At 36.3% G+C, this 23,329-nt stretch carries 27 protein-coding genes and 1 other RNA gene; 14 read left to right on the top strand and 14 right to left on the bottom strand.

Translation table 11 applies throughout. The features are described from left to right. Positions 1–9: 9 nt before the first annotated feature. Together H3T57_RS04535 and H3T57_RS04530 are read right to left on the bottom strand one after the other, a co-directional pair. Positions 10–705, bottom strand: coding sequence for a type 1 glutamine amidotransferase (locus H3T57_RS04535; RefSeq protein ID WP_198193327.1), 696 nt, complete (start codon positions 703–705; stop codon positions 10–12). A gap of 130 nt (positions 706–835) precedes the next feature. Further along, positions 836–1,372, bottom strand: a complete 537-nt coding sequence (locus tag H3T57_RS04530; protein ID WP_110438811.1) for a peroxiredoxin — start codon at positions 1,370–1,372, stop codon at positions 836–838. A 117-nt stretch (positions 1,373–1,489) separates the two neighbouring features. On the opposite strand from H3T57_RS04530, the gene H3T57_RS04525 reads away from it, so the two are divergent. Both H3T57_RS04525 and ykgO read left to right on the top strand, forming a co-directional pair. Continuing rightward, the gene (locus H3T57_RS04525) at positions 1,490–2,407 is read left to right on the top strand and encodes a hydrogen peroxide-inducible genes activator (protein WP_155565250.1); all 918 of its coding nucleotides are present in this window, start codon (positions 1,490–1,492) and stop codon (positions 2,405–2,407) included. Positions 2,408–2,493: 86 nt separating this feature from the next. Continuing rightward, complete coding sequence (gene ykgO / locus H3T57_RS04520; RefSeq protein WP_110438813.1) at positions 2,494–2,619, top strand: type B 50S ribosomal protein L36; 126 nt, start codon at positions 2,494–2,496, stop codon at positions 2,617–2,619. An 87-nt stretch (positions 2,620–2,706) separates the two neighbouring features. On the opposite strand, the gene H3T57_RS04515 is transcribed toward ykgO, so the two are convergent. From H3T57_RS04515 to H3T57_RS04500, 4 genes are all read right to left on the bottom strand, one after another. Then, complete coding sequence (locus H3T57_RS04515; RefSeq protein ID WP_198195200.1) at positions 2,707–3,447, bottom strand: OmpA family protein; 741 nt, start codon at positions 3,445–3,447, stop codon at positions 2,707–2,709. A gap of 59 nt (positions 3,448–3,506) precedes the next feature. Next, positions 3,507–4,334: an inositol monophosphatase family protein gene (locus H3T57_RS04510; protein WP_198184981.1), complete on the bottom strand. Its 828-nt coding sequence runs from the start codon at positions 4,332–4,334 to the stop codon at positions 3,507–3,509. 170 nt (positions 4,335–4,504) lie between these two features. Further along, on the bottom strand, positions 4,505–5,071 hold the full coding sequence (efp, locus tag H3T57_RS04505) for an elongation factor P (RefSeq protein WP_198193325.1): 567 nt from the start codon (positions 5,069–5,071) through the stop codon (positions 4,505–4,507). 86 nt (positions 5,072–5,157) lie between these two features. After that, positions 5,158–6,189, bottom strand: coding sequence for a lysine-2,3-aminomutase-like protein (locus H3T57_RS04500; RefSeq protein WP_155566617.1), 1,032 nt, complete (start codon positions 6,187–6,189; stop codon positions 5,158–5,160). Between the two features lie 105 nt (positions 6,190–6,294). Between H3T57_RS04500 and epmA the strand changes: the two genes are divergently transcribed. After that, on the top strand, positions 6,295–7,281 hold the full coding sequence (gene epmA / locus H3T57_RS04495; RefSeq protein ID WP_198193324.1) for an EF-P lysine aminoacylase EpmA: 987 nt from the start codon (positions 6,295–6,297) through the stop codon (positions 7,279–7,281). A 138-nt stretch (positions 7,282–7,419) separates the two neighbouring features. Further along, the gene (locus tag H3T57_RS04490) at positions 7,420–8,157 is read left to right on the top strand and encodes a fasciclin domain-containing protein (protein WP_155566619.1); all 738 of its coding nucleotides are present in this window, start codon (positions 7,420–7,422) and stop codon (positions 8,155–8,157) included. A gap of 404 nt (positions 8,158–8,561) precedes the next feature. On the opposite strand, the gene thiE is transcribed toward H3T57_RS04490, so the two are convergent. Further along, positions 8,562–9,197 carry a thiamine phosphate synthase gene (thiE, locus tag H3T57_RS04485; RefSeq protein ID WP_110438819.1) on the bottom strand — a complete coding sequence of 212 codons (636 nt, stop codon included), beginning with the start codon at positions 9,195–9,197 and terminating at the stop codon, positions 8,562–8,564. 112 nt (positions 9,198–9,309) lie between these two features. Here thiE and H3T57_RS09210 point away from each other — a divergent pair, with 112 nt between their 5' ends. Next, a complete protein-coding gene (locus H3T57_RS09210; RefSeq protein WP_110438820.1) occupies positions 9,310–9,693 on the top strand; it encodes a GtrA family protein in 384 nt (127 codons plus the stop codon). A gap of 66 nt (positions 9,694–9,759) precedes the next feature. Continuing rightward, positions 9,760–10,716 carry a glycosyltransferase family 2 protein gene (locus H3T57_RS04475; RefSeq protein WP_155565257.1) on the top strand — a complete coding sequence of 319 codons (957 nt, stop codon included), beginning with the start codon at positions 9,760–9,762 and terminating at the stop codon, positions 10,714–10,716. Positions 10,717–10,788: 72 nt separating this feature from the next. On the opposite strand, the gene H3T57_RS04470 is transcribed toward H3T57_RS04475, so the two are convergent. Together H3T57_RS04470 and H3T57_RS04465 are read right to left on the bottom strand one after the other, a co-directional pair. Then, positions 10,789–11,703 (bottom strand): class I fructose-bisphosphate aldolase, encoded by a 915-nt coding sequence (locus tag H3T57_RS04470; RefSeq protein ID WP_110438822.1) that lies wholly within the window; start codon positions 11,701–11,703, stop codon positions 10,789–10,791. Positions 11,704–11,815: 112 nt separating this feature from the next. Next, a complete protein-coding gene (locus H3T57_RS04465; protein WP_198193323.1) occupies positions 11,816–12,058 on the bottom strand; it encodes a hypothetical protein in 243 nt (80 codons plus the stop codon). 304 nt (positions 12,059–12,362) lie between these two features. Between H3T57_RS04465 and H3T57_RS04460 the strand changes: the two genes are divergently transcribed. The 5 genes from H3T57_RS04460 (at position 12,363) to H3T57_RS04440 (ending at position 14,598) form a co-directional block, all read left to right on the top strand. Continuing rightward, entirely contained in the window at positions 12,363–12,638 is a 276-nt protein-coding gene (locus tag H3T57_RS04460; protein WP_155569086.1) for a hypothetical protein, read from the top strand. A gap of 39 nt (positions 12,639–12,677) precedes the next feature. Then, complete coding sequence (locus tag H3T57_RS04455; protein WP_122124259.1) at positions 12,678–13,019, top strand: cell division protein ZapA; 342 nt, start codon at positions 12,678–12,680, stop codon at positions 13,017–13,019. 8 nt (positions 13,020–13,027) lie between these two features. Beyond that, positions 13,028–13,184: non-coding RNA, 6S RNA (ssrS, locus tag H3T57_RS04450), on the top strand. 20 nt (positions 13,185–13,204) lie between these two features. After that, complete coding sequence (locus H3T57_RS04445) at positions 13,205–13,777, top strand: 5-formyltetrahydrofolate cyclo-ligase (protein WP_198193322.1); 573 nt, start codon at positions 13,205–13,207, stop codon at positions 13,775–13,777. 2 nt (positions 13,778–13,779) lie between these two features. Further along, a complete protein-coding gene (locus tag H3T57_RS04440) occupies positions 13,780–14,598 on the top strand; it encodes a TIGR00282 family metallophosphoesterase (RefSeq protein WP_198193321.1) in 819 nt (272 codons plus the stop codon). 13 nt (positions 14,599–14,611) lie between these two features. Here the strand turns inward: H3T57_RS04440 and H3T57_RS04435 are convergent, their stop codons facing one another. Continuing rightward, positions 14,612–15,868: an energy transducer TonB gene (locus H3T57_RS04435; RefSeq protein ID WP_198193320.1), complete on the bottom strand. Its 1,257-nt coding sequence runs from the start codon at positions 15,866–15,868 to the stop codon at positions 14,612–14,614. A 150-nt stretch (positions 15,869–16,018) separates the two neighbouring features. Here H3T57_RS04435 and H3T57_RS04430 point away from each other — a divergent pair, with 150 nt between their 5' ends. Continuing rightward, on the top strand, positions 16,019–16,687 hold the full coding sequence (locus H3T57_RS04430) for a DNA-3-methyladenine glycosylase (RefSeq protein ID WP_232349725.1): 669 nt from the start codon (positions 16,019–16,021) through the stop codon (positions 16,685–16,687). Between the two features lie 2 nt (positions 16,688–16,689). Here H3T57_RS04430 and H3T57_RS04425 read toward each other — a convergent pair whose 3' ends face one another. Next, on the bottom strand, positions 16,690–17,706 hold the full coding sequence (locus H3T57_RS04425; protein WP_232349724.1) for an NAD(P)H-quinone oxidoreductase: 1,017 nt from the start codon (positions 17,704–17,706) through the stop codon (positions 16,690–16,692). A 156-nt stretch (positions 17,707–17,862) separates the two neighbouring features. Here H3T57_RS04425 and ruvX point away from each other — a divergent pair, with 156 nt between their 5' ends. After that, entirely contained in the window at positions 17,863–18,330 is a 468-nt protein-coding gene (gene ruvX / locus H3T57_RS04420) for a Holliday junction resolvase RuvX (protein ID WP_110438828.1), read from the top strand. On the opposite strand, the gene H3T57_RS04415 is transcribed toward ruvX, so the two are convergent. Beyond that, complete coding sequence (locus H3T57_RS04415) at positions 18,316–18,693, bottom strand: hypothetical protein (protein ID WP_155565265.1); 378 nt, start codon at positions 18,691–18,693, stop codon at positions 18,316–18,318. The genes ruvX and H3T57_RS04415 overlap by 15 nt on opposite strands. Positions 18,694–19,008: 315 nt before the next feature. On the opposite strand from H3T57_RS04415, the gene H3T57_RS04410 reads away from it, so the two are divergent. Further along, on the top strand, positions 19,009–20,646 hold the full coding sequence (locus H3T57_RS04410; protein WP_198193319.1) for a chloride channel protein: 1,638 nt from the start codon (positions 19,009–19,011) through the stop codon (positions 20,644–20,646). 74 nt (positions 20,647–20,720) lie between these two features. Here the strand turns inward: H3T57_RS04410 and H3T57_RS04405 are convergent, their stop codons facing one another. Further along, positions 20,721–21,386, bottom strand: a complete 666-nt coding sequence (locus H3T57_RS04405; protein WP_122123392.1) for a transaldolase family protein — start codon at positions 21,384–21,386, stop codon at positions 20,721–20,723. Positions 21,387–21,743: 357 nt separating this feature from the next. Continuing rightward, complete coding sequence (gene glnA, locus H3T57_RS04400) at positions 21,744–23,189, bottom strand: type I glutamate--ammonia ligase (RefSeq protein ID WP_198193318.1); 1,446 nt, start codon at positions 23,187–23,189, stop codon at positions 21,744–21,746. Between the last annotated feature and the right edge of the window lie 140 nt (positions 23,190–23,329).

Here is a 23,329-nt window from a genome sequence, read left to right as displayed (position 1 = left end):
GTATTGACTTTATGCAGTTAAATATGAAAGCAGGTTGTCTATTATTTGATGATTTATTGAATAATGTTCCTTTGGGACAGAAAGCATCTCTTTTATGCTTTGAACGAAAGGAGAGAGGGTTTTATCCTGATCATAACAATTTTCAATCATGTTTTGAATCATTGTTAAAGTCATTTCCGGATGGAACTGTAATCCAATTACATTATTCTTTATCATAAAGGCCTGATGTGGGCAACCTTGACTAAATGCGAGTAATTTGGCATGTGCTGGAATATCAAATTGTTCACCATGCCATAAAAATGTGACAAAATTTTCAGGCCATTTGATTTTCTTACGCTCCTTGGATTGAATTACCTGAATAGGAAACCAACCAATTTCTTTATGCTTAGCGATTGTAATATGGGCATTATAAATATCAGCAATTAATTGAGCCCCCAAACAAATGCCTAGAGTTGGAATATTTTTATTTATTAAGTTTTTAATTAATTGTTTTTCTTTTGATAACCATTTATATTTTTTTTCATCATGAACACTCATGGGACCACCCATGATAATTAAAAGATTGATGTTATAGGAAAGAGGAATGTTTTTTTCATCCATTTCGTACAATTTCAAAATAATTGTTTCATATTGATGTATTTTTAGCCATTCAAGAATATAACCCGGTGTCTCAAAAGAAGCATGCTGCAAGATTAAAGCCTTCAAGATTGTTTCCTTTGGTATGAATGTTTATGTTAAAAATTTTGAAGAATTATAATAATATTATTAGCAAATTGAAATAAAAAAGCCTCTTGATATGAGATCAAGAGGCTTTGATGATTTATCAATGGATAAATTAAAGAGTTTTATCCCCTTTGTGCCAGCTGCAAGGACAAAGACCCCCGTTTTGCAAAGCATCAAGAATGCGAAGGAATTCTTCTGGATTGCGACCAACAGACAGGTCATTTGCACTGACGTGACGGATAATCCCTTCTGGATCAACAATATATGTCGCTCTTAAATCAACACCAGCTTCATAATGAAGAATACCTAATGCTGCAGAAAGTTCGCGCTTGTTGTCAGCCAGCATTGGAATCTTCAGATTTTTTAAAGTTTCATTATGAAGACGCCAGTTTAAATGAACATATTCAGAGTCAATCGATACACCGTAAACAGCAGTGTTACGTTCTGAAAATTCTGTTTCCATGTCGCTAAAAGCCGCGATTTCCGTTGGGCAAATGAATGTGAAATCCATAGGCCAAAAGAAAAATAATTTCCATTTACCCTTGTCGCTTTGATTATTGATCGTTATAAATTCTCCATTCAGTCCATCAGGACCAGCAGGAACAGTTGTAAGACTAAAAGACGGAAATTGATCACCAACAGTCAACATATTATTTTCTCCTAATAAAATAACATTATAAAATTTTTTTTGGTTCCTCTATTAATATGTGTAAAAAATGCTAATATTTCAAATGAAATATTTAGTAATGAATGATTGAAAAAAACGATGGAAGCACTCCCTTCGCCGCAACAATTACGTTATCTTATTGCATTGTCAGAATTACATCATTTTGGTCGTGCGGCAAATGCCTGCTCTGTTACACAGTCAACATTATCTGCAGGAATTTTAAGTTTAGAACGTCAGTTGAATGTCTCTATATTGGATAGAACAGCGGGAAAAAGGGTTGTATTTACACCATTGGGACAGGAAATAGCTGAACAAGCAAGAATTGCATTACAGGGTTTGGAAACGGTTCGTGAAATGGTAAGTTTTGCGCATGAACCACTTTCCTCTTCTTTGAGGCTTGGAATCATTCCCACAATTGCACCTTATATTTTATCTTTTTTGGTTAGGGAAATTCGGAAAACCTATCCAAAACTAACTTTGACTATTCAGGAAGATATAACTGAAAATCTAATGGAAAAATTATTCATTGGATATCTCGATTTATTGATTATTGCAATGCCATGTTCCTGTGGAGGTGCGGATACCTATGCGCTTTATAAAGACAAATTCTATTTAATAACACCCAAGGATCATGTCTTAGCCTCTTTGGATAGGGTGTCATTACATCAGATTGATCCAAAAGAAATTATAATGTTGCAAGATGGTCATTGTTTACGCGATCAGACCATTGATATGTGTCGACAAAGTCAGACCATGAAAGCGGTCAACGATTTCAGCAACAATTTTGTCGCCTCTTCTCTGGATACGGTAATAAGTATGGTTGAAGTCGGTTTGGGAATTGCATTTATTCCCGAAATGGTTATTAGATCCGGTGTAATAGTAAACAAGGATGTAGCTGTCTGTTCTTTAGAGGGAAATCCAGCCTGGAGAACAATTGGCCTGGCCTGGCGTAGAAATTCATTGAGATCGGCAGAATTCAAGCAATTTGAAAAAGTTTTCCAAAAGCTTAAACTTTAAAAAATAATCGCTTTGCATTTGACATTTTTTAATTTTTCTTTATATAAAAAGGGACTTTTGTATTTATTGCCTGGGATGAATTAATTATGAAAATCAGAAATAGTTTACGTTCTGCGAAACTCCGCGATAAAGATTGTCGCATTGTTCGCCGTCATGGAAAAGTATATGTAATCAACAAGAAAAATCCGCGTATGAAAGCACGTCAAGGTTAGTTCTAAATTTGTTTTACTTTTTACAATCCTCTGTTTAAGAGGATTTTTTATAGAATATACAATTCAAACAATGTGCGTTTAAAAAAGTTATTTTTTGTCTTTTACTAAATCTGAACGTACCATTTCAACATAATCTGGATTTGCATTTGTATTTGATTCCGGTATGCCTTTTGCAATCAAATAAATGCGAGTGGCCGGAATACCCTGATTAATTAAGACAGCACGTATAGTAAGCCCACGATTTAAGGCGTTTCTTCTTGGTGTAGATATATCATCAACAGTTCCATGACTATATGCATTAAGGTAAATCTGAACGTTAGGATTCCGCTTAAGTACATTAGCCATATCCATTACCGTTTTCATCATTATTTCGTTTAATTCAGATTCATCTCCCTTAAAATTAATGATGGTGTGTTGATCATTAACCACGACATTTCCTTGGGCTTTAGGATTAATCTTAGGCATGGCAGGAGAGGCTGGTGGATGTAAAGGTACGTTTAGCTCTGGATCTCTAAAAACAGGGTTAGGAGGTGGGGAATTGGGAATTGACGGGATGGCAGCTTGTGTTTGTTTTGGTTTTGACTTCGAAATTTTGGCAGGATTTGTTGGTTGTTTTGTGTGTTTGGAAATAGAAGTTGCTTTTTTATTTTTTGTCGATTTTGGCTGGATATTTTTTGCAGGACCTAGATTATTCAAGGCTGAATTATTGACACTAACCTGGGCAAAAATCATGTTATTCCAAGAAGAAAACAATACGGTTGAAAATATGGTCAAATAATAAAGATGCTTTTTTTTTAGTGCCGGTGCAGAAGATGATAAAAAAAACATTTGATGCATTCTCAACCTGTTAGAATAAAAGAATAACTAAAATTAATTATCATTTATTATCAAGGTTTGGAAATGTTTTCTAATATTGTTTCCCTAATTTTAGGAAAAAGCGCTGCATTTCCTGCAACAGTATTAACAGACATTTTTAGATCATCTAATGGATTTCCTTCAGGATCGGTTACATATCCGCCCGCTTCCTTGACCAGTAGAATTCCTGCGGCAACATCCCAGGGTTTTAAATCCATTTCCCAAAAACCTTCATAACGGCCTGCTGCAACCCATGCTAAATCCAGGGCAGCGGCACCATAGCGTCTTATGCCTGCAATTTTTGGCATGACTGATTTAAGGATTTTTACAAATTTTTCCTGTTTATTAATGTCGGAAATGGCAAAAGGAATGCCAGTGGCAAGTACAGCCTGAAACATGTCTCGTCGAGAGGAAACGCGAAGGCGACGTTCATTCAGAAAAGCGCCGACACCCTTTTCAGCCCAAAACATTTCATTGGCAACCGGGTTATAAATAACGCCGGCAACGATTTCAACCTGACCTTTATCATTACGTTTCTGAAGGCCTATGGAAATTGCCCAATGTGGAATTCCATGTAAAAAATTAGTTGTTCCATCAAGAGGATCAACAACCCAGCGCCAGTTCCAGTTATCTCCCCCTGAGGCACCGCTTTCTTCCATAAGAAAGGCATATCCAGGTCTCGCTTTACTGAGTTCTGTTTTAATAGTCGATTCGGCCTTTAGGTCTGCCTGCGATACGAAGTCCCCGGGACCTTTGACACTCACTTGCAACATCTCAACTTCATTAAAATCACGAAGAAGCGTGCGTGCAGCTTTTTGTGCTGCATTCTGCATTACGGTCATATGAGGGGAAAGTCGAATCGCCATTAATTTTTCCTAGAATTTACAAAAGGCATTTGAATTTTTCAGTTAGTATTTAACCTAACTTAATAATGCAAATTTAAAAAGATGTCTTTCTTAATTGACTAAGATTTGACATCTTTTCTTTAGATCAAAATAAAAATGGTTTAGGTTTAAAACTATAAAAAAGCCTAATTTTTTGCTCTTTCAACATAGCTACCATCTTCTGTTCGTACAACGATTTTTTCTCCAGCCTCGATAAAAGGGGGAACCATTGTTTTTACACCATTGGATAACATGGCGGGCTTATAGGAAGAACTTGCTGTTTGACCTTTTACCACAGGTTCGGCCTCAACAATTTCCAAGGTTACCTGAGGGGGCAATGTGACGGAAATGGGATCGCCCTCAACCAAATTGACTATGACCTTCATATTATCCTGCAGAAACGCAACCTGATCCCCAAGTATATCTTTTGGCAACATAAATTGTTCAAAAGTTTCCGGATCCATGAACACAAGATTATCACCATCTTTATAAGAGTAATTATATTCTTTGTCTTCGGTTAACAGACGTTCGACGGTATCGGCAGTACGCCAACGTTCATTGGTTTTGTTGCCTGTTTTAAGATCACGCATTTCGACTTGAATAAAGGCACCGCCTTTACCAGGTGTGATGATTTGCTGCTTAAGGACAGACCACCGACGTCCATCATGTTCAATAACCTGACCTGCACGGATTTGGTTTGCCTGTTGTTTCATAATACTCTCTGATGATTAAAATACTAAAAAGACGGTTTATTGTTCTTTTTATATAAAATGGACTAGGCGTTGCTGCAAGATATAATTTAAATTTTATGATTATGATTTTTAGGGTCAAGAATCGAGGATGGTTTTTCGGGATCATAATAGTCTGGTCCCAATGGAACTTTTCCATACCCTCCAGGAATATCAAGAACATAGGTAGGCCAAGCTATACCTGTAACGCGCCCTCTTAATGCACGAAGTAATTCCTGTCCATTATTAATGGGTACATAAAATCGATTGGTGCCAGGCGCTTTATCCAGCTGATGTAAATAATAGGGCTTTATCCGCCATTCAACAAAAGATCTCAATAGGTTTTCCAGCGTTTCAATATTATCATTCACATTTTTCAATAATACGGATTGACTAAGAAGAGGTATCCCTCTCGAGAGCAAACTGCGAATGGCCTTGAATGCGTAAGGGGTGAATTCAGCTGGATGATTGGCATGAACAACGATCCATAGCGCCTTGTCTGTGTCCAGACTTTCAATAAAGATCTTATTCATAAGAGAGGGTGCGGAAAAAGGGACACGTGTATGAATCCGTATGGTTGAAACATGCGGTATGTTATTTATTTTTTGTATAATCAGTTTCATTCGACGTGGCGAAAGAATAAAGGGGTCGCCCCCTGAAAGAATAACTTCACGAATTTTGGAATGTTTTTCAATCCATTGAAGTGCTGCAATCAATTCCCTGTCATTAAGTAAACCGTGATCTGGGCCAACATGTTCCCTGCGGAAACAGAAGCGGCAATAGACAGGACAAATCTGTAGAGGTTTCAATAATACACGGTCTTCATAACGATGAACAATCCCTTTGATTGGTGATAATGCCTCATCTCCAATGGGATCATGCATTTCATCCGGGGTAATTTTCAATTCATCAGGATGAGGAATGTATTGTAGACCGATTGGGTTGGGGTCATTCTTTTCAAAATCATGAATAAGATTCACCATTTCAGGAGAAATGGCGGTGGCATAAAACTGTTCCAATTCTTGCAGAGGCTTTCTAATGGTTTGATCAATTAGCCTGGAATCAATTAAATCCTGAACATTTCGAAGTGTTTTTGATGTCATGAATTTTTTCTTGCTTTGAAGAGGAAAGCTTTTATTTAATTTAAATTGTTACATATTTAAAGACATAAATAAATTTCTCAACATAATAAGGAACCCTGCAATATTATGTCTGATCTTAGAGTATCGATAGCCGATCGTTTACCTTTATTGAATCGTCGTCAATGGATCATGAAATCCATTCGCAGTTTTTTTGATGCTCGAGGATACATGGAAATTGAAACGCCTTATTTGGTCAAAACTCCTGGGGAGGAAGTCCATTTACATCCGTTTCATTCGGTATATGAAACTCCCCAAGGAGAAAAATACAATCTCTTTCTTCATACCAGTCCAGAATTTTCCATGAAGAAGGTAATGGCAGAAATTCATCAGCCTATTTTTCAGTTGGCACGGGTTTGGAGAAATCAGGAGGGAGGTAATATTCATTCATCAGAATTCACGATGTTGGAATGGTATAGACCTAACTGTTCCCTTGGTGATCTTATGGATGAAACAGAATTGCTGTTAAAGAGGTTATTGCCACCTTATATTGATTATAATCATTACAAGCTTGATTTTACCAAACCGTTTCAACGTCTGACAATTCAACAAGCCTTTGAGATTTATGTTGGTATTGACTTGCTTGATCTTCCTGAAGATGTTGCCTTATTGGCAAAGGCAGCAAAGGTTGATGCAAGGAATAATGAAACATGGGAAGATTTGTTCTTTCGTCTTCTATTGGAAAAAGTCGAACCGAATATAGGAAGACAAAATCCAACGTTCCTGACCCATTGGCCTTTAAGCCAAGCAGCTCTGGCAAAAAAGGATCCCTTGGATCCGCGGGTGGCTTTGCGATTCGAATTATATGCAGGAGGTCTGGAACTGGCAAATGCATTTGAAGAATTGACCGATCCACTGGAGCAGAGAAAAAGATTTGTTTATGATCGTCAGCGTCGTTCTGAATTATATCCTGAAATGAAATATTGGGAGATGGATGAAGAATTATTGCTTTCGCTTGAAAAATTACCTGTGTGTTCGGGAATTGCCATGGGTGTAGATCGATTGGTCATGTTGGCAACAGGTGTGACCAATATACAGAATATATTATGGGTATGAATAACGTAGTTTTACTGATAGAAATAAATGATTGAATGCTTGTCGAAATGTTTATTACAAGTTAAATCATAGAGATATTATGTCTAATGTTTATTAAACGCTGGCAAGAGTAAGATTTAATATAAGGATTTTGACAGGATGAAACATTTAAACGTTGGTAATTTGGTCGATAAAAATTATTTAAAAAAAATTTCAATTCGAATTTGTGGTTTTATAGGACTACTCTCATTAGTTAATTGTTCCAATAGTGGTGTCCCCGAGCATGAACGAGAATGTCAATGGCATGGAAGCCCATCCTGGTATTGCCGTCATACTGCCAAAGTTGATACATATTATACGAAAGGAAGCACAAAACTTTATTTTATTCCTTCTTACAATAATGTTAGAGAATTTCCAGTGCCCAATATGCCTGTTTATGCTGACGAATCATTGGATCAAACAGTAAGAGCTTCTATCGTGTTGGCGGATTATACGGCGGCATTGCGGAAAACAGGTCTGTTATCGATTATTGAACGTCGGGGTCCCTATACGCTTTTTGCAGTACCAAATGCACCAATGGAAAAGCCTAAATTTTTTGTGAATGGTTCATTAATGGACGTTCAGAATGAATCTTATTTGAAAAGATTGATGGGGTATACAATAGTGTTTGGAAGTTATTCACCTGAATATCTTAAAAAACTGGTATTGCAACATAATGGAACTTACACTCTAACAACCTATTATAATGATCCATTATATATTTCCTTGGACGATACCAAACAGCAATTGATAGTTAAAAACAAGGTTGGAGAGAGAAATAAAATCTGGGTAAATGGTATTCCCCAGGCCAATGGTTTCATATATGTGACTCAGGATTTACTGAATGTTGTTCCATAACTGGAATAAATTTTGTAAATCGCAATAAAAGGGTTGAAAGTCATTTTTAAATATAGGTTCGTATTATTTTTCTTATATAGTTTTCCATATTTCTATCCTTTTTATTGCGTGGTCATACCAGATTCAGACCGATCATGATACACGTTAAAAAATTGAAAAGATAATACACAATCCTCGTTTAATAATTTTTGATAAAAGAACAGTAATTTATCAAGTTTCAGCATTATATTTAACAGTTCATAATTATGATTTCAGGAGTGATTTAATCCGTATTGGATATTCTTCCTCTTAAAAAGCTGGATGTTGCTTATGTCGGTATTTTTATAAAAAAAACGAATTTTTTTAGTTAATAATTTTATCCAAGATAATTGCAGATTTATTATTATTACTAATTATAGGAATGGTTATTCTTGCTCAGCCTCATTTATAGATTTTAACATTTCTTTGATTCCTTGGGCTGGACCTTCAGCATGTCCCCATACAGCATTTATAACAGCAAGAAAATCTGCGCCAGCCTTTACAAGGGGTTTGCAATTTTCAGGTGTAATGCCGCCAATTGCAACTACAGGAAGTTCCATTAATTCTGACCACCATTTTAAGAGTTCAACAGGAGTGCGAATTTCTGTATTTTTGGTTGGTGAAGGAAAAAAGGCGCCATAGGCAATATAATCAGCGCCGCTTTCACCAGCTTGCATTGCCAAGTCTTTACTGTCGTAACAGGAAACACCTAATTGTAAATGATCCCCAACAATTTGTCGGGCTTGTTGGATAGGCATATCTTCCATACCTATATGAACACCGTCACATTCAAATTTTTTTGCCAGATCTGGACGGTCATTAAGTATAAAAGCAATATCACGTTCCTGAACGACAGGTTTAAGAATTTCAATTGCTTGGCATATTTCAAGGTCCGTGACGTTTTTTAAGCGAAGTTGAACAGCTGCAATAGGTCCGGCTTCAAGGGCTTCAACGAGTAAGGGTTTAAATTTTTCTGGATTAAGTTGAGGTGGTGTTAATAGGTATAACTGGCAATTAGACATTATCTTGTTAATTCGATATTGGATTGTTTTTGATAAAAAGATAGGTTAGAACCTGTTTAATAAAAAGATATAGATATGTATAGAGAATAAATAATGTTCCATTTCTGTTTTAATGAAAATAATGTTGGTCACTTTTACTAAATATATCGTTGTTGGAATAGCGAATACCCTCTTAACTTTAGGTATTAGTTTTATTCTTATATATTTTAAAGTCAATTTGTATTTGGCTAATATTATTGGATATATTTTTGGATTTATTTTAAGTTTTATTTTAAATTCATTATTTACTTTTTCAGTACAATTGACTGTTTTAAGGTTTTCAAAATTTTTTATAACTTTTTTACTTTGTTATTTTTTAAACCTCTTAGGGATGAAAATATTCTTAGATTTTATTTTGATCTCTTCTAATTTAAAAGCCTATTTTGCCCAATTGATTGGAATGGTCGTTTATACTTTGAATAGTTTTTTTATTAATAAATTCTGGGTCATGAAATAAATAATACATTGATGTTATTGTATGAGAATGGAAGATAAAAGGGATTTTTATAAAGCGGGGTGAAATATGGACAAAGAAACAATTCCCTCATTAGCTCTGATCGTGCCTTGTTATAACGAATCGGAGATATTTAAACATAGTTTAAATATTTTAAAAAACTTTCTCAATTGCCTGGTCGAAGAAAAAAAAATCAGGGAAAATAGCTATATTCTTTTTATTGATGATGGAAGTGAAGATGATAGTTGGCAGCAAATTATACTGGCTTCACGTGAATTATCCTGTGTAAGAGGAATAAAATTATCCAGAAATTGTGGGCATCAAGTTGCACTGATAGCGGGTTTATCTTCGGTTGATACGGACATATGTATCAGTATCGATGCAGATTTGCAGGATGATATACAATGTATAGACAAAATGGTTGAAAAATATAAACAGGGATTTGAAATTGTTTATGGCGTCAGAAAGGATCGTTCCACGGATACTGTTTTTAAAAGAGGAACCGCAATTTTATTTTATCAATTAATGGAAAAAATGGGGGTTGAACAAATTGCCAACCATGCGGATTATCGTCTGTTAAGTTATCGTGCTTTGCAGAGTCTGCTGAAATTCAAAGAACGTAATATATATATACGTGGTTTGATACCTTTACTTGGTTACAAACAAGCCAGGGTCTATTACACAAGAAGTGAACGTCTGGCGGGTGAATCAAAATATCCATTGAAGAAGATGTTGGGACTTGCACTAGAAGGGATTACCTCTTTTTCAATAATACCGTTGAGAATAATTTGTTTTATTGGATTTGTAACTTGTTTTATTTCACTAATTGCAATTGGCTATATATTGACTGAAAAAATGATGGGCTATGTTGTTCAGGGTTGGGCTTCTGTTCTTATATCAATCTTTTTTTTAGGTGGAATGCAACTTTTTTCTTTGGGAATTATAGGTGAATATATCGGAAAAATTTATATGGAAGTAAAAAAGCGTCCCAAATTTTTTATTGAAGATACTATAATGAAGGAATAATAAATTATTAATTAAAAAAAGCGTTTTAATTATGTAATAAAACGCCTTTATATTATATGCAAACTATAGTTATTATTTTTTAAAGATATCAACAAGTTTATTTAAAATTTCTAAGGCTTCATGACGTGGGCGCTGAAAGACATTACGTCCAATTATAGCTCCGTTTGCACCGCCATCTTTTAGTGATTGATATGTTTCTAAAAGATTTTTTTCCGAGGTATGGGTTCCGCCTGAAAAAATAACCAATCGACGTCCGGCAAAAGCGGATTGCATGATATGTTCAGTGCGTTTGGTTAAACTGGAAATGTCAATTTTTTCTTTTTCATACACTTTTTTGGCTTCAGGCAAATGTAGATGAGCCGTGGGTGGCTTAATTTTAATAATATGGGCACCCATTTGAGCGGCAATATGTGCGGCATAGGCACAGACGTCAATGGCTGTTTCACCATCTTTATCCAGTGAGGGGCCGCGTGGATAACTCCAAATGACTGAAATTAATCCAACGGATTTTGCTTCCTCAATAATTTCCTGAAGATTTCTCATCTGATCATAAAAATAATCACTTGCGGGATATATTGTATATCCGATACCGACACAACCTAAACGGAGAGCTTCCTTAACTGAACCTGTTATTCCCTGATTTTTTGCATTGTTCAGGCAATTTGCATTGTTAAGTTTAAGAATGGTTGGAATTTGATGGGCATAGATGCCGGCCCCGCATTCCAACGCTCCCAATGGAGCAGCATAAGCGTTCAATCCTGCGTCAATGGCAAGTTCATAATGATAATGAGGATCATAGGCCGCTGGATTGACAGCGAATGATCTTGCTGGTCCATGTTCTACCCCTTGATCAACAGGGAGAATAATAAGTTTGCCTGTTCCCGATAGTTTACCGTGCATTAACAACCGTGCAAGATTACGTTTTGTTACCGGGCTATCACTTTCGTAATTATTAAGAATATGTTTAATTTGAGGGGTTAGTTTCATTGTTAAACCTAAAAACAAATCATTAGAGAAGTGGAAAATTATAATATTCTTTTCCAGAAAGGATAGTAAAATTAAGTTTATGTGATTTTTTGTAATATGAAATAATCATTACTTAGAAGTAAGAGAATCTTAATTCGGTCAAGTCAAAACTTTCTGAACGTTTGGTTAAAATAGTCGCCTGAAGTGAGTCCGCACGATTTTTGAGGAGGTCAAACTGTTTTGATTTTGAATTAAAGAGTATTTTTTTTTGGCCAAGTCTCAAAGCCGCCAATGCCAATCCGGCATTATCGTAGCAATCGAGTGCATCATCAATTGGATTTGAAAAAAGTTGTTTGCCAAATTTTATAAGTTGCATCCACCAGCGTACACCCATATAAGCAACAGCATTCTGGGGAGAGATGAAAGTTATAGGGCAGTAATTATTTTTAATATGTGAAGTAATAAAGTAAAATTGGGATAAATGATTGACGGTAAAAAAATATGCATTTGTATCAGTAGTGTATTTATTAAATGAGAAAATTATATTTTTTTGTGATATAAAAGTGAATTTATGGGCTTGCATTTTGGATAAGTGTCTTTTTTTAAGTATTTAATCGATAATTACCTTTAAAAAATAAAAAGGGTTTTATTATTTGGATATCATATTAAGGTGTAATAACATGGAAACGCATGAAGTCATTAGTACAATTGAATCTGATAATAAAAACAATTCAGAAAAAATAAATATATTGTCTATAAACAATACTGAGGAGGGAAATAATCAGGATTCATCAGATAAAAAGCTTGAAAAGGCGTTTGATAAAATAGAATTTTTTTTAGACAAAAAATTATCTTCACCTGATTTTATAAATTCAAATAAAAATGTGGATAAAATTTTAGCAAATTTAGACATTTTAATTACCCAGGTAAAAGATGTATTATTAAAAGTGGATTAGTTGGAAAATAAAATTAACAAGATCGTTAGAGATGAAAGAATGGCGCAAGTAACAATTTCCATTAATGGTTTTAATTATACAGTTGGATGTGAGGACGGGCAGGAAGGTCATTTACAGGCAATGGCCAATATTGTTGAACAACATATAGATATGATAAGAAAGATAGGGGGCCAGAGTGGTGAGGGACGCTTGTTGGCTCTGGCAAGCCTGATTATGGCGGATAAGCTTCATGACATAACTAATCAATTGAATGCATTGGAAAAAAAACAAAATGAGCATGAGATTGAGGTTTTAAGAAACAAGAACCGTGAATTGCAAGAACAATTAAAATATTTCTCCGAACGGGCGGAGACTATTGCAGACAGGATTGAAATAGCCTAAATATATAATGGAGGCTGCCTGGTTCGTTAGAAAGTTCATCTCCTGGGCCGATAATTTCTTCCAAGGGAGCTGGCGCTGACGTAATCGTGGTTTCGTTATTCTGGCACCCACCTGTATTTGCAGGTCCGGAAGAGCTGACAGTTCGACGGCTATGGCGGCTTCTTTATTTTTATTAAAAGACATAGATGCAAAATATTTCAAATCAAAAAAAAATGCTGCGACAAAAAATGCGGCAATTGAGAATTGAAAATCAAATTTTACAGCAAAAAAAAAATAAACAGTTAAATCGAAATATTGTTCAGTATATTCATAAAAAACATTTTCGTAGTCAGAAAGTTGCGTTTTTTTGGCCTCTTGAATTTGAAGCGGACATACGGGATAGTTTGCATGAATTATATCGGCAGGGATATCGTATTCTATTACCCGAAACGCCACCGGTGGGATTGGCCTTGCAGTTTCACTTATGGTATCCGGAAGCGCAGTTGAGGCCTGGACGGTATAAAACCTTATATCCAGATACGGAAATCATGCACCCCCAGATAATTATGCTACCCTTACTGGCATTTGACCGGAAGGGTAACCGATTGGGTTATGGTGGCGGGTATTATGATAGAACATTGGCTGTTTATTCGACGGTTAAAACCGCTGGTATTGCTTTTTCCTATCAAGAGGTATCAACCGTACCGGTTGAAAAATTTGATTGTTCTTTACAAACGATCATTACTGAAACAGAGATTATTTACAGTCAGAAGGATTAAAGGTGCGTATTGCTTTTCTAGGGGATATAGTAGGTCGTAGCGGTCGAGAAGCCGTTATAAAAGAATTGCCCATGTTAAGATCTAAACTATGTTTGGACCAGGTTATTGTAAATGCAGAAAATGCCAGTCACGGATTTGGGTTGTCTCCTATTATCGCACAGGATCTTTTTAGGGCGGGTGTCGATGTTATTACCTTGGGTAATCACAGTTGGGATCGTAAAGACCTGATTACCTATATCGCACAGGATCCACGTATAGTCAGACCTATTAACTATCCCATCGGGACTCCGGGGCAGGGTTATCATATCTCCTTTACAAAGAATGAAAAAAAAATATTGGTTATCAATGCAATGGGTCGTCTATATATGGATCCGCTTGATGATCCTTTTAAAATGATTGAAACTCTTTTGATATCCTATCGGTTGGGTGAAACAGTAGATGCTGTATTGATAGATATACATGCCGAGGCTTCAAGTGAGAAAATGTCTCTTGGATATTATCTGGATGGAAAAGTTTCTGCGGTTATAGGAACGCATACGCATGTTCCTACAGCTGATTATCGGATTTTGCCGTTGGGTACTGCCTATCAAACGGATGCGGGTATGTGTGGGGATTATAACAGTGTCATCGGTATGCAGAAAGAAGCGGCCATTAACCGTTTTGTTACAAAAATGCCTAGATATCGTTTTCAGCCAGCCGAAGGATCAGCCACTATTTGTGGATTATTCATTGAAACAGATGATGCAACGGGATTGGCAAAACGTACGTTTCCCATTCGTTTCCAGGGTGAGCTGGACACTTTTTTGCCTGATATAAAATAAAACAGAATACAACTCATTGCCGCAATAAAATATAATTGATTTTTAAATCCATATCAAAATGATCTGGAAGATCCGGAGGGATTTTGGGTAGTTGTGCATTTCTGAACATTCCAAGGATTGCCGCATCCAGAGCGTCAGAACCTGAGGAGTTGGTAAGATTTATCGAGAGAACCTGTCCATCCCGGCTGATAACGACATGAACGGAAGGACTGCCATCTTCTCCTTTACGAATGGCATCAGGTGGATAATACATATGTTGTTGGATCCAGGATGCAATTAAATCACTGTAATCGGAACTTACCCCTTTAATGGTAAATTTATCTGCATATGGAGTATTGATTTTACCATTTTTGACTAGAGGACCAGTGGACATATTAATGGCTGAACGTGACCCCTGGGGTCTTATTTTTGCCATTCTGCGATGAGAAGCGTTGGGATTTTCATTAAAATCCAGGTTTGTCAGGTTTTCAAAAGGTGATTGAGATCTTACGGGATGAGCAGTTTTTCTTTTGATCCGTGGGGGAATATTTTTATAAAAATATTTATGTTCTTGATTTAAATTGATTTTCCTGTTTTTGTGTCTCGATTTTTCTTTTTTGGATGGTATTGGTTCCGCATTGGGTTGTGAAACTGTTATTCTGTTTTCGGATGGGTTTTCATCCGGTTTTGGAACTGAGGCTATTTTTGGAGGTACAGGAAGCGAATCAGGAATGGGAGGGGGAGAAATCGCCTTGCTTGGGGCCGGTTCCCCATTATATCCTTCACCTTTTAATCCTGATTGTCCTGTTGATCGAGGTAGAAAAACGACATCTACTGGTTTACCCTGACTACTATTTCCATATGGATTGGTATTTTTGTGATTTATATAGAGGCTTCCCACAAAAATAAGAAGTACAATAATTCCATGAAAAAAAAGGGAAGTGGTAAAATCTAAAAAAAAAGGATGTTTTTTTGATTGGTTAGGAACATGAAGACAGGAATTTTTATCTATTGAATAGTGTAAAAATCGACCTGTTATAATTTTCTCAAGTTTATTGTCAATATTATCAAAAAGTCTAAAATTGCTATTGAAAGGTTCTTTGCGAAGAAGTTTGAAGCCTTTCAATAAATGGTTATAATTTTTAGGGCGATCCAACAGGGAAGGTTTTAAATGGCATACCGATTGATGATGAATTACTGATCGATCTGATTTTTGAACCAAATTCCAATATAAATGACGTTTGCCTTTTCGTCTGCCAGATATTGGGGAAGGGTGTCTACCAATGTTCATTCGACTGTAATTTTCTTCGGATGGAATGTTTATTGACTAAAACTTTATCTATTTAACATAATGTAATCTAAAAAAGAATAAATCTTCGATTAAAATAATAATTAATATTATTTCTATATATTATCGTGTCATTAAACTGGATATGAGATAATGACTATTTTAATGATCAAATCATCATCTGACATTGAACAGGGAATGCGGTTTCTTGAAAAAACAGATCAAGATCTGGCAAAAATTATTGATAAAGAAGGACCCTGTCGATTGAAAATCGATAGGAAAACGCCTTATGATGCCTTATTACAGGCCATAGCGGGGCAGCAATTGCACGCAAATGCAGCGAACGCTATTTTAAACAGGTTGAAATTGGCTAATTCGGGAGCTTTGCCAGATCCTGGAGCTTTGTTAAAATTAAGGCCGGATCAATTACGAGAGTGCGGCTTTTCATTTCGCAAGATCGATTCCCTATACGCTCTGGCCATGGCTACCCTGGATGGTATTGTTCCAGGCTATGAAGAGGCTTTAACTTTATCAGATCAAGATCTTATTGACCGTATAACCGTTCTGCCGGGAATTGGATGCTGGACGGTTGAAATGCTTTTAGTTTTTACACTTGGTCGTATGGATATCATGCCCAAAGATGATTTTGGAATTAGGGAAGGCTGGCGTATTTGTAAAAATCTTGCACTGCAGCCTAAACCCAAACAACTGGAAATTGTCACCAGGATATGGAGTCCATTCAGGACAATCGGGGCATGGTATTTATGGCGAGCTGTTGAGCAATCAAAACCTTTGAATAAACGTAACCCTTTAACATTATAAAATTAATCAGAAAATTGTGATAGATCCAGAACAATTTTTCCGATATGCTTATTGCTTTCCATCAATTGATGCGCCTTTCTGACTTGTTCAAATGGAAAAATTTTGAAAACTTGAGGTTCAATAATTCCGGTATCTAAAAGTGGCCATACATGTTTATGTAAAGCGCGCGCGATTTTTCCCTTAAATTTTGTATCACGAGGTCTTAAAGTGCTGCCTGTAACAGTAACACGCTTCATGGCGATCAATCCCAGATTCACATTTTCCGCCTTTATACCTCCTTGGAATGATATGATAACCAAACGTCCTTCTTCACTGAGAGATTTAATATTATCACTGAAATAAGAAGCGCCCATAATATCTAAAATCAGATTAACACCTTGTTTATTCGTAAGCGATTTTATTTTTTCATAAAAATTATCTTTTTTGTAATTTATAAAGTCAGTTGCGCCCAATTTTTTACAAAAACTCCCTTTCTCTTCAGTGCCAACAGTCGTATAAATGGTTGCTCCAAAAGTTTTGGCTAATTGAATTGCGGTAGTGCCTATTCCGCCACTGCCGCCATGGATCAGAAGGGAATCATTCGGTTTCAGATTGCCGATTGCAAAAAGGTTTGTCCAAACTGTAAAAAAAGTTTCAGGTAAAGCCGCCGCTTTTATAGCGTTATATTGTTTGGGCCATGGAAGACACTGTACGTAGGGAACAGAACAGTATTGTGCATATCCACCACCATTTGTTAATGCACAAACTTTGTCTCCGATGGAAAAATGGGAATTTGACGGGGATGAAACAATTTCTCCTGCTATTTCTAAACCCAAATGTGGATTTGCATTTTTGGGAGGCGGATAATTGCCCTGTCTTTGAACGATGTCAGGACGATTGATACCGGCAGCTTCAACCTTTATTAAAACTTCATTTCTTCTTGGTACGGGAATGGGAATACTGGATAATTTCAAAACGTCTGGATTACCCGGTTGATTAAAGGTTACCGCTTGCATCATAGAGGGAAGAGAAATGGACATATATTAATGCTTTCATGAATGAGGAGTAATTACAGTTTATTTGACCATAAAAAGGAATATTTTATAATAAAATGTAATTTACATGGAAAAGATAGATGAAACTCTGTAGATTTATCTTTTCAATTCACCCTTATATTTCTCTAACATATTGATTACATGCTTTATAATAGTTTATCTGATTTAGTGGCCGGTTTACCCAGACATTATCGTTTATTGGGAATAGATCCTGGTAAAAAACAAATTGGGTTAGCCTTATCCGATATAACCCTGATGCTTGCTTCCCCTTTTTCTGTTGTAAAAAGAGGGAAACTATCCGTTTTTGCTCAGTACTTGAAAGAATTATCTATAAAAGAAGAAGTTGGGGGTCTTGTTTGCGGATTACCTTTGTCGCTGGATGGTGACTTTGGGCCTGCAGCACAAGCAGCTAAAGATTGGATTATGGCTGTTTCTAATATGAGTGGTCTTCCGGCCTGTCTGTGGGATGAACGGTTGTCTTCCAGCGCAGTTAACCGCTTTTTGATTAATGAAGCGGATTTAAGCAGGAAAAAAAGGGATGAAATTGTAGATAAAATGGCTGCGAGTTATATATTACAAGCCGCTCTTGATACTTTAAAACCCAAGTAAATTATCTTTTGTTGCAGAAGTGGCGCCCAATGCATTGAGATATGATCGATAGATATCAAGCCTTTTTTTTGATTCTTGAATTTCGGCTTGGGGTAGGGGCTTCGTTTTGTCATATCTTGATCGAAGGTTTATTATAGATTGATAAGCCTCATAACGATACCGTTTGAGCCGTTCAAATGAGGCTGGATCGGCTTTACCATAAAAATTGTGCATATAACGCTCATTCAAGTTAACTATGTTTTTATATTCATTTTGGACATGCTCGAGAATTGATTGCTGTTTTTTGGATGCACATGCAAATAAAAAAGGAAAGCAGATGAAAAAAATGAAATATTTAACATATCGTTTTGGCGTTTGTGTCATATGAAATTAATTCTTTATGAAATATGGCCGATTAAAAAATGGATCAATCATCAATACAAGATGTATATCTATAATTATACTAGGCATGAATGATCAAGATGAAAATAGTTAAAAATAAAAATCAATTGTTCGTTCATTATAATATATTCGTATAATAAAAAATTTTCCTTTAAATGACAAATAATGATGATTAACGCAAATAACCCATATTTAAAACAAGTTAAGCGATTAATATTCAAGCAAAATGTATATTTTTTTATTCTTGCGTTTTGCAGTGGACTCATTGGGGCAATTTCAGTTCAGCTATTAAATATTATGTCCCTTACTCTCCACAAATTCTTATTTCATTTGGATGGAAATGGTCATTTGTCGGGATTAAGTTACGTTAACCCATGGTATTGTATATGTATTCCCATGATCGGAGCGATAGGTTTATTCCTTGTCCGTTATTATATGGGTCAATTTTTCAGTGCAAAAATTGCAGATATAATTGAAGCAAATGCATTATACGGTGGTAAGCTTTCTATCAAAGACAGTTTTTATTTAACGCTGCAGACCCTTTTGTCCAATGGGTTCGGTATTTCCTTGGGATTGGAATCTGCATATACACAGGTTAGTGCCGCAGCAGCATCCAAAATCGGACGCTTCTTTAAAATTAAACAGAATAAATTGAGAATACTTGTTGGCTGTGGAGCGGCAGGAGCCATCGGTGCAGCCTTCAACTCGATTTTAGGAGGGGCTTTTTATGGATTTGAAATTGTTTTAGCCTCATATAATTTTATAAATTTCCCCTATATCATGATTGCTGCAATGTCTGGATATATAATGATTCATTGTTTGGGTGGTGCAGGACCCGTTTTTCATATTGTTCCGGATTTTATCCATTATATTGATTATGGAATTGTATGTATTTTTTCACTGATTTGCGCAATCATTGCCATTATGGTCATGTATGGGGCGACACGTATTGAAATTTATATAAATCAATTGAGAATTCCGAAAATTTATGGTCTGGTTGCTGGAGCCCTGATGGTGGGAGGGATGGGTATCCTGACCCCTGCTGTATTGGGATCTGGTCATGGTTTTCTTTGGGTTGTCTTGGATCATGGTATTGCCTTTAAATTGGCAGTTTTTATTTTGTTTTTAAAGGCAATCGCCTCATCCGTTTCCCTAGGTGTGGGATTTAGGGGAGGATTGTTTTTTGCTTCAATGATGCTTGGTGGAACAGCGGGAATTGTTTATGGCAATATTGTATTATATCTAGGGATTCATACATTTTCCCCTCTTGTATATGCGGCAATAGGGATGGCGGTCATGTCGGCGAGTATTATTGGCGGTCCCTTAAGCATGATGTTTTTATCTCTTGATATGACGCAAAGTTATTCTATGACAAGTGTGATTATTTTAGCTGTTATTGTGGCTATCGTTACAGTGAGAAAAATATTTGGATATTCCTTTGCAACCTGGCGTTTCCATTTAAGTGGAAAAAAAATTCGCTCAGCTTTGGATATCAGTGGATTGACGAGAACGACCGCACAGACATTGATGAAACCTGTTGATTTTACACTTGATTATAATTTACCTCTTAATCAGGTTATACATTCGCTGCAATTTCATCATAAAGAGTTATTAATATTAAAGAATGAGGAGAATGAATATGCAGGATTGGTCGAATTAAAAGATATATTTGAGAATTTGGTTCATTATCAAGAACAAATCGGGGAACTTGCAATCAGAAAAAATCGGGTTTTGACCCCGGGTATGAATATCAAAGAAATGATGGATGGTTTTGATGACATACATGAATGCCCATGGCTTATTGTTGTGCGTGGAACCGACAATTATGAAATAATGGGCATTGTAAATGAGGATGATGTTCTGAATCGATATAATGAAATTCTTGAAAGACAGATAAAAGATCTGACAGGAATGAAATTATATAGAGAGCTATAATGATATAAGGCACTCAATAAAGTGCCTTATAAATGAAAATTGTGCCAGATCAATGAAATAGAAAGTTATTTGTACTAGTCAAGTGTGTGACGGTTAAAAGCCTTGAACCATTGGTTGCCAAATTCAGTTACAGCGGCAAGAACTGCTGGATCAGCAATGAAAAGATCAAAAATGCTTGGTGGCAGGGTAATACCAGCAGATCCGATCATCATGCATTCTAAAGCCTGACGGGGGCTTTTGAAGCTTGCATTAACGATTTCAACATCTGGTTTGTGTTGGGAAATCAAGTTTTGCAATTCTTTAACGGTTTCGGGGCCATTTCCACCTTGTGCATCAATTCTGCTGACATAAGGGGAAAGATATTTGGCACCTGCCAAAGCCGCCATAAATCCTTGAGCGGCACCATAGATTGAAGTTCCCAGGGTTGGGATGCCTTCCTTGGTTAATTCTTTGATGGCAACCAGACCGTTAGGGGTTACAGGAACCTTAACAATAAGGTTTTCTACACGAGAGGTCAGTGTATGAGCGTCTTTGATCATACCTTCTACAGTTGGAGAGATTACTTGAGCAAGCAACATTCCCTTTCCACCCATTGCATCACGGATGGCTGGTAACAAATCAAAAACGGACTTGCCACTTGCTGCAACAATACCGGGATTGGTTGTAACACCATCAACAGGTACCATCGCACAAATTCTTTTAATGTCTTCTACATCAGCTGTATCAAGTAAAAATTTCATATTTTATACACCTTTTTAGAATTATTTAAATGATTTAAATTCATTATATGATAAATAATATGTGAACATTAATAATGCTAGTGTAAAAAATGATTTTTGTTAAGTTTTTTGATAAAAAAATCAATTTTTTGTGATATTTATTCGATTCAATTTATAATTGAACAGTTTTATGGCTCTAATTAGTAATAAAATTACAAAAATTGATAGAATCAGTTATTATTTTTAAATTGTGATTTTATTTAAATTTTTTAAAATAATATTTTTTTAATTGACATTTAAAAACTTAATAGTTCGTTTTTTTATATCCTTGCTGTAGGAATGACTGATTAAAGATCAGCAAGGATATTTATTTGAATTTTAGACAGAGTAATACATATCAAATTCGACAGGGTGAGGCGTGTGTTCGAAGCGATATACTTCTTCCCATTTGATTTTGCAATAACTGTCAATCTGGTCCTGAGTAAATACATTTCCCGCCAATAGGAAATCATGATCAGCTGCAAGGGCTTCCAATGCCTCACGTAAGGAGCCACATACGGTTGGAATTTCTTTAAGTTCTTCAGGAGGTAGATCGTAAAGATCCTTGTCCATTGCATCACCAGGATGAATTTTGTTTTTGATGCCGTCAATTCCAGCCATTAGCATTGCCGCAAATGCGAGATACGGGTTTGCTGTTGGATCGGGGAAACGGATTTCAACACGTTTTGCTTTAGGACTGGTCACATATGGAATGCGACAGGAGGCGGAACGGTTGCGAGCCGAATAGGCTAACAAGACAGGAGCCTCAAATCCTGGAATCAATCTTTTGTATGAATTGGTGGATGGATTTGTAAAAGCGTTTAACGCTTTTGCATGTTTAATAATTCCACCAATATAATACAGGGCTTGATCTGAAAGGTCGGCATAGCCATTTCCTGCAAAATTTGGAGTGTTGTTTTTCCAGATAGATTGATGGACATGCATACCAGTGCCATTATCACCATAAATTGGTTTTGGCATGAATGTTGCAGTTTTGCCATATGAATTTGCAACATTATGAACGCAGTATTTATAGATCTGCATAAAATCAGCGGAACGTACTAGGGTGGCAAAAGCCACTCCCAATTCGTGTTGAGACTGGGCAACCTCATGATGATGTTTTTCGATAGGCAATCCCATCTCACCCATCGTGCTAAGCATTTCTGCACGCAAGTCATTTTCCGTATCAACAGGTGGAACAGGAAAGTAGCCTCCCTTCACCCGAGGACGATGTCCCATGTTTCCTTCGGGATAATCTTTTAGGTTTGCATCAGGGCCTTCTATACTATCGAGTTGATAGATACCATAATTGGAACCGACACCGAATTTGACATTATCGAAAATGAAGAATTCTGCTTCTGGCCCAAAATAAGCCGTATCGCCAATTCCTGTTGATTTTAGGTATTGTTCAGCCAGTTTCGCAGTGGAACGAGGATCACGATTGTAAGCGGTTCCCGTTGCAGGATCAATGATATCACAAATAAGAATAAGCTGGGGTTTCGCCGTAAATGGATCCATAATTGCTGTAAATGGATCAGGCATTAAAATCATGTCACTTTCATTAATCGCCTTCCATCCGGCGATGGAAGAACCGTCAAACATAATGCCATCCTCAAAAATATCAGGCTCTATGGTTGATACATATTGTGTGGTATGATGCCATTTTCCCCGAGGATCCGTAAAACGGAAATCAACAAATTCTACAGAATTTTCCTGAAGGAGATCCATAATTTTGGCAATAGCCTCTTCTTTGGAAGCTGAAGAAGAAATCAATTGGTCGGCCATGTACTATTAGTCCTTATTATATGATAGAAATTTATGCATTCAAAAACGTAACAGTGTCATCCATAAAGATAATATTTTTCGTCCCATATGGTTATAACTCTCAAGGAGATACTTCATTTTGTCAAAATGAAAAAGATAAA

The organism is Commensalibacter sp. W6292M3 (assembly GCF_016101315.1).
GTDB lineage: Bacteria > Pseudomonadota > Alphaproteobacteria > Acetobacterales > Acetobacteraceae > Commensalibacter > Commensalibacter melissae.
This window is presented reverse-complemented; position numbering and strand designations above follow the sequence as displayed.

Coding starts and splice junctions, on each gene's coding strand:
- ruvX (WP_110438828.1), top strand. CDS start 17,863: ATGCTTTATAATAGTTTATCTGATTTAGTGGCCGGTTTACCCAGACAT.
- H3T57_RS04455 (WP_122124259.1), top strand. CDS start 12,678: ATGGCGCAAGTAACAATTTCCATTAATGGTTTTAATTATACAGTTGGA.
- H3T57_RS04415 (WP_155565265.1), bottom strand. CDS start 18,693: ATGACACAAACGCCAAAACGATATGTTAAATATTTCATTTTTTTCATC.
- H3T57_RS04460 (WP_155569086.1), top strand. CDS start 12,363: ATGGAAACGCATGAAGTCATTAGTACAATTGAATCTGATAATAAAAAC.
- H3T57_RS04470 (WP_110438822.1), bottom strand. CDS start 11,703: ATGAAACTAACCCCTCAAATTAAACATATTCTTAATAATTACGAAAGT.
- H3T57_RS04500 (WP_155566617.1), bottom strand. CDS start 6,189: ATGACATCAAAAACACTTCGAAATGTTCAGGATTTAATTGATTCCAGG.
- epmA (WP_198193324.1), top strand. CDS start 6,295: ATGTCTGATCTTAGAGTATCGATAGCCGATCGTTTACCTTTATTGAAT.
- H3T57_RS04435 (WP_198193320.1), bottom strand. CDS start 15,868: ATGAACATTGGTAGACACCCTTCCCCAATATCTGGCAGACGAAAAGGC.
- efp (WP_198193325.1), bottom strand. CDS start 5,071: ATGAAACAACAGGCAAACCAAATCCGTGCAGGTCAGGTTATTGAACAT.
- H3T57_RS04525 (WP_155565250.1), top strand. CDS start 1,490: ATGGAAGCACTCCCTTCGCCGCAACAATTACGTTATCTTATTGCATTG.
- H3T57_RS04530 (WP_110438811.1), bottom strand. CDS start 1,372: ATGTTGACTGTTGGTGATCAATTTCCGTCTTTTAGTCTTACAACTGTT.
- H3T57_RS04490 (WP_155566619.1), top strand. CDS start 7,420: ATGAAACATTTAAACGTTGGTAATTTGGTCGATAAAAATTATTTAAAA.
- H3T57_RS09210 (WP_110438820.1), top strand. CDS start 9,310: ATGAAAATAATGTTGGTCACTTTTACTAAATATATCGTTGTTGGAATA.
- H3T57_RS04515 (WP_198195200.1), bottom strand. CDS start 3,447: ATGTTTTTTTTATCATCTTCTGCACCGGCACTAAAAAAAAAGCATCTT.
- H3T57_RS04465 (WP_198193323.1), bottom strand. CDS start 12,058: ATGCAACTTATAAAATTTGGCAAACAACTTTTTTCAAATCCAATTGAT.
- thiE (WP_110438819.1), bottom strand. CDS start 9,197: ATGTCTAATTGCCAGTTATACCTATTAACACCACCTCAACTTAATCCA.
- H3T57_RS04425 (WP_232349724.1), bottom strand. CDS start 17,706: ATGTCCATTTCTCTTCCCTCTATGATGCAAGCGGTAACCTTTAATCAA.
- H3T57_RS04410 (WP_198193319.1), top strand. CDS start 19,009: ATGTCCCTTACTCTCCACAAATTCTTATTTCATTTGGATGGAAATGGT.
- H3T57_RS04445 (WP_198193322.1), top strand. CDS start 13,205: ATGCAAAATATTTCAAATCAAAAAAAAATGCTGCGACAAAAAATGCGG.
- glnA (WP_198193318.1), bottom strand. CDS start 23,189: ATGGCCGACCAATTGATTTCTTCTTCAGCTTCCAAAGAAGAGGCTATT.
- ykgO (WP_110438813.1), top strand. CDS start 2,494: ATGAAAATCAGAAATAGTTTACGTTCTGCGAAACTCCGCGATAAAGAT.
- H3T57_RS04405 (WP_122123392.1), bottom strand. CDS start 21,386: ATGAAATTTTTACTTGATACAGCTGATGTAGAAGACATTAAAAGAATT.
- H3T57_RS04430 (WP_232349725.1), top strand. CDS start 16,019: ATGACTATTTTAATGATCAAATCATCATCTGACATTGAACAGGGAATG.
- H3T57_RS04475 (WP_155565257.1), top strand. CDS start 9,760: ATGGACAAAGAAACAATTCCCTCATTAGCTCTGATCGTGCCTTGTTAT.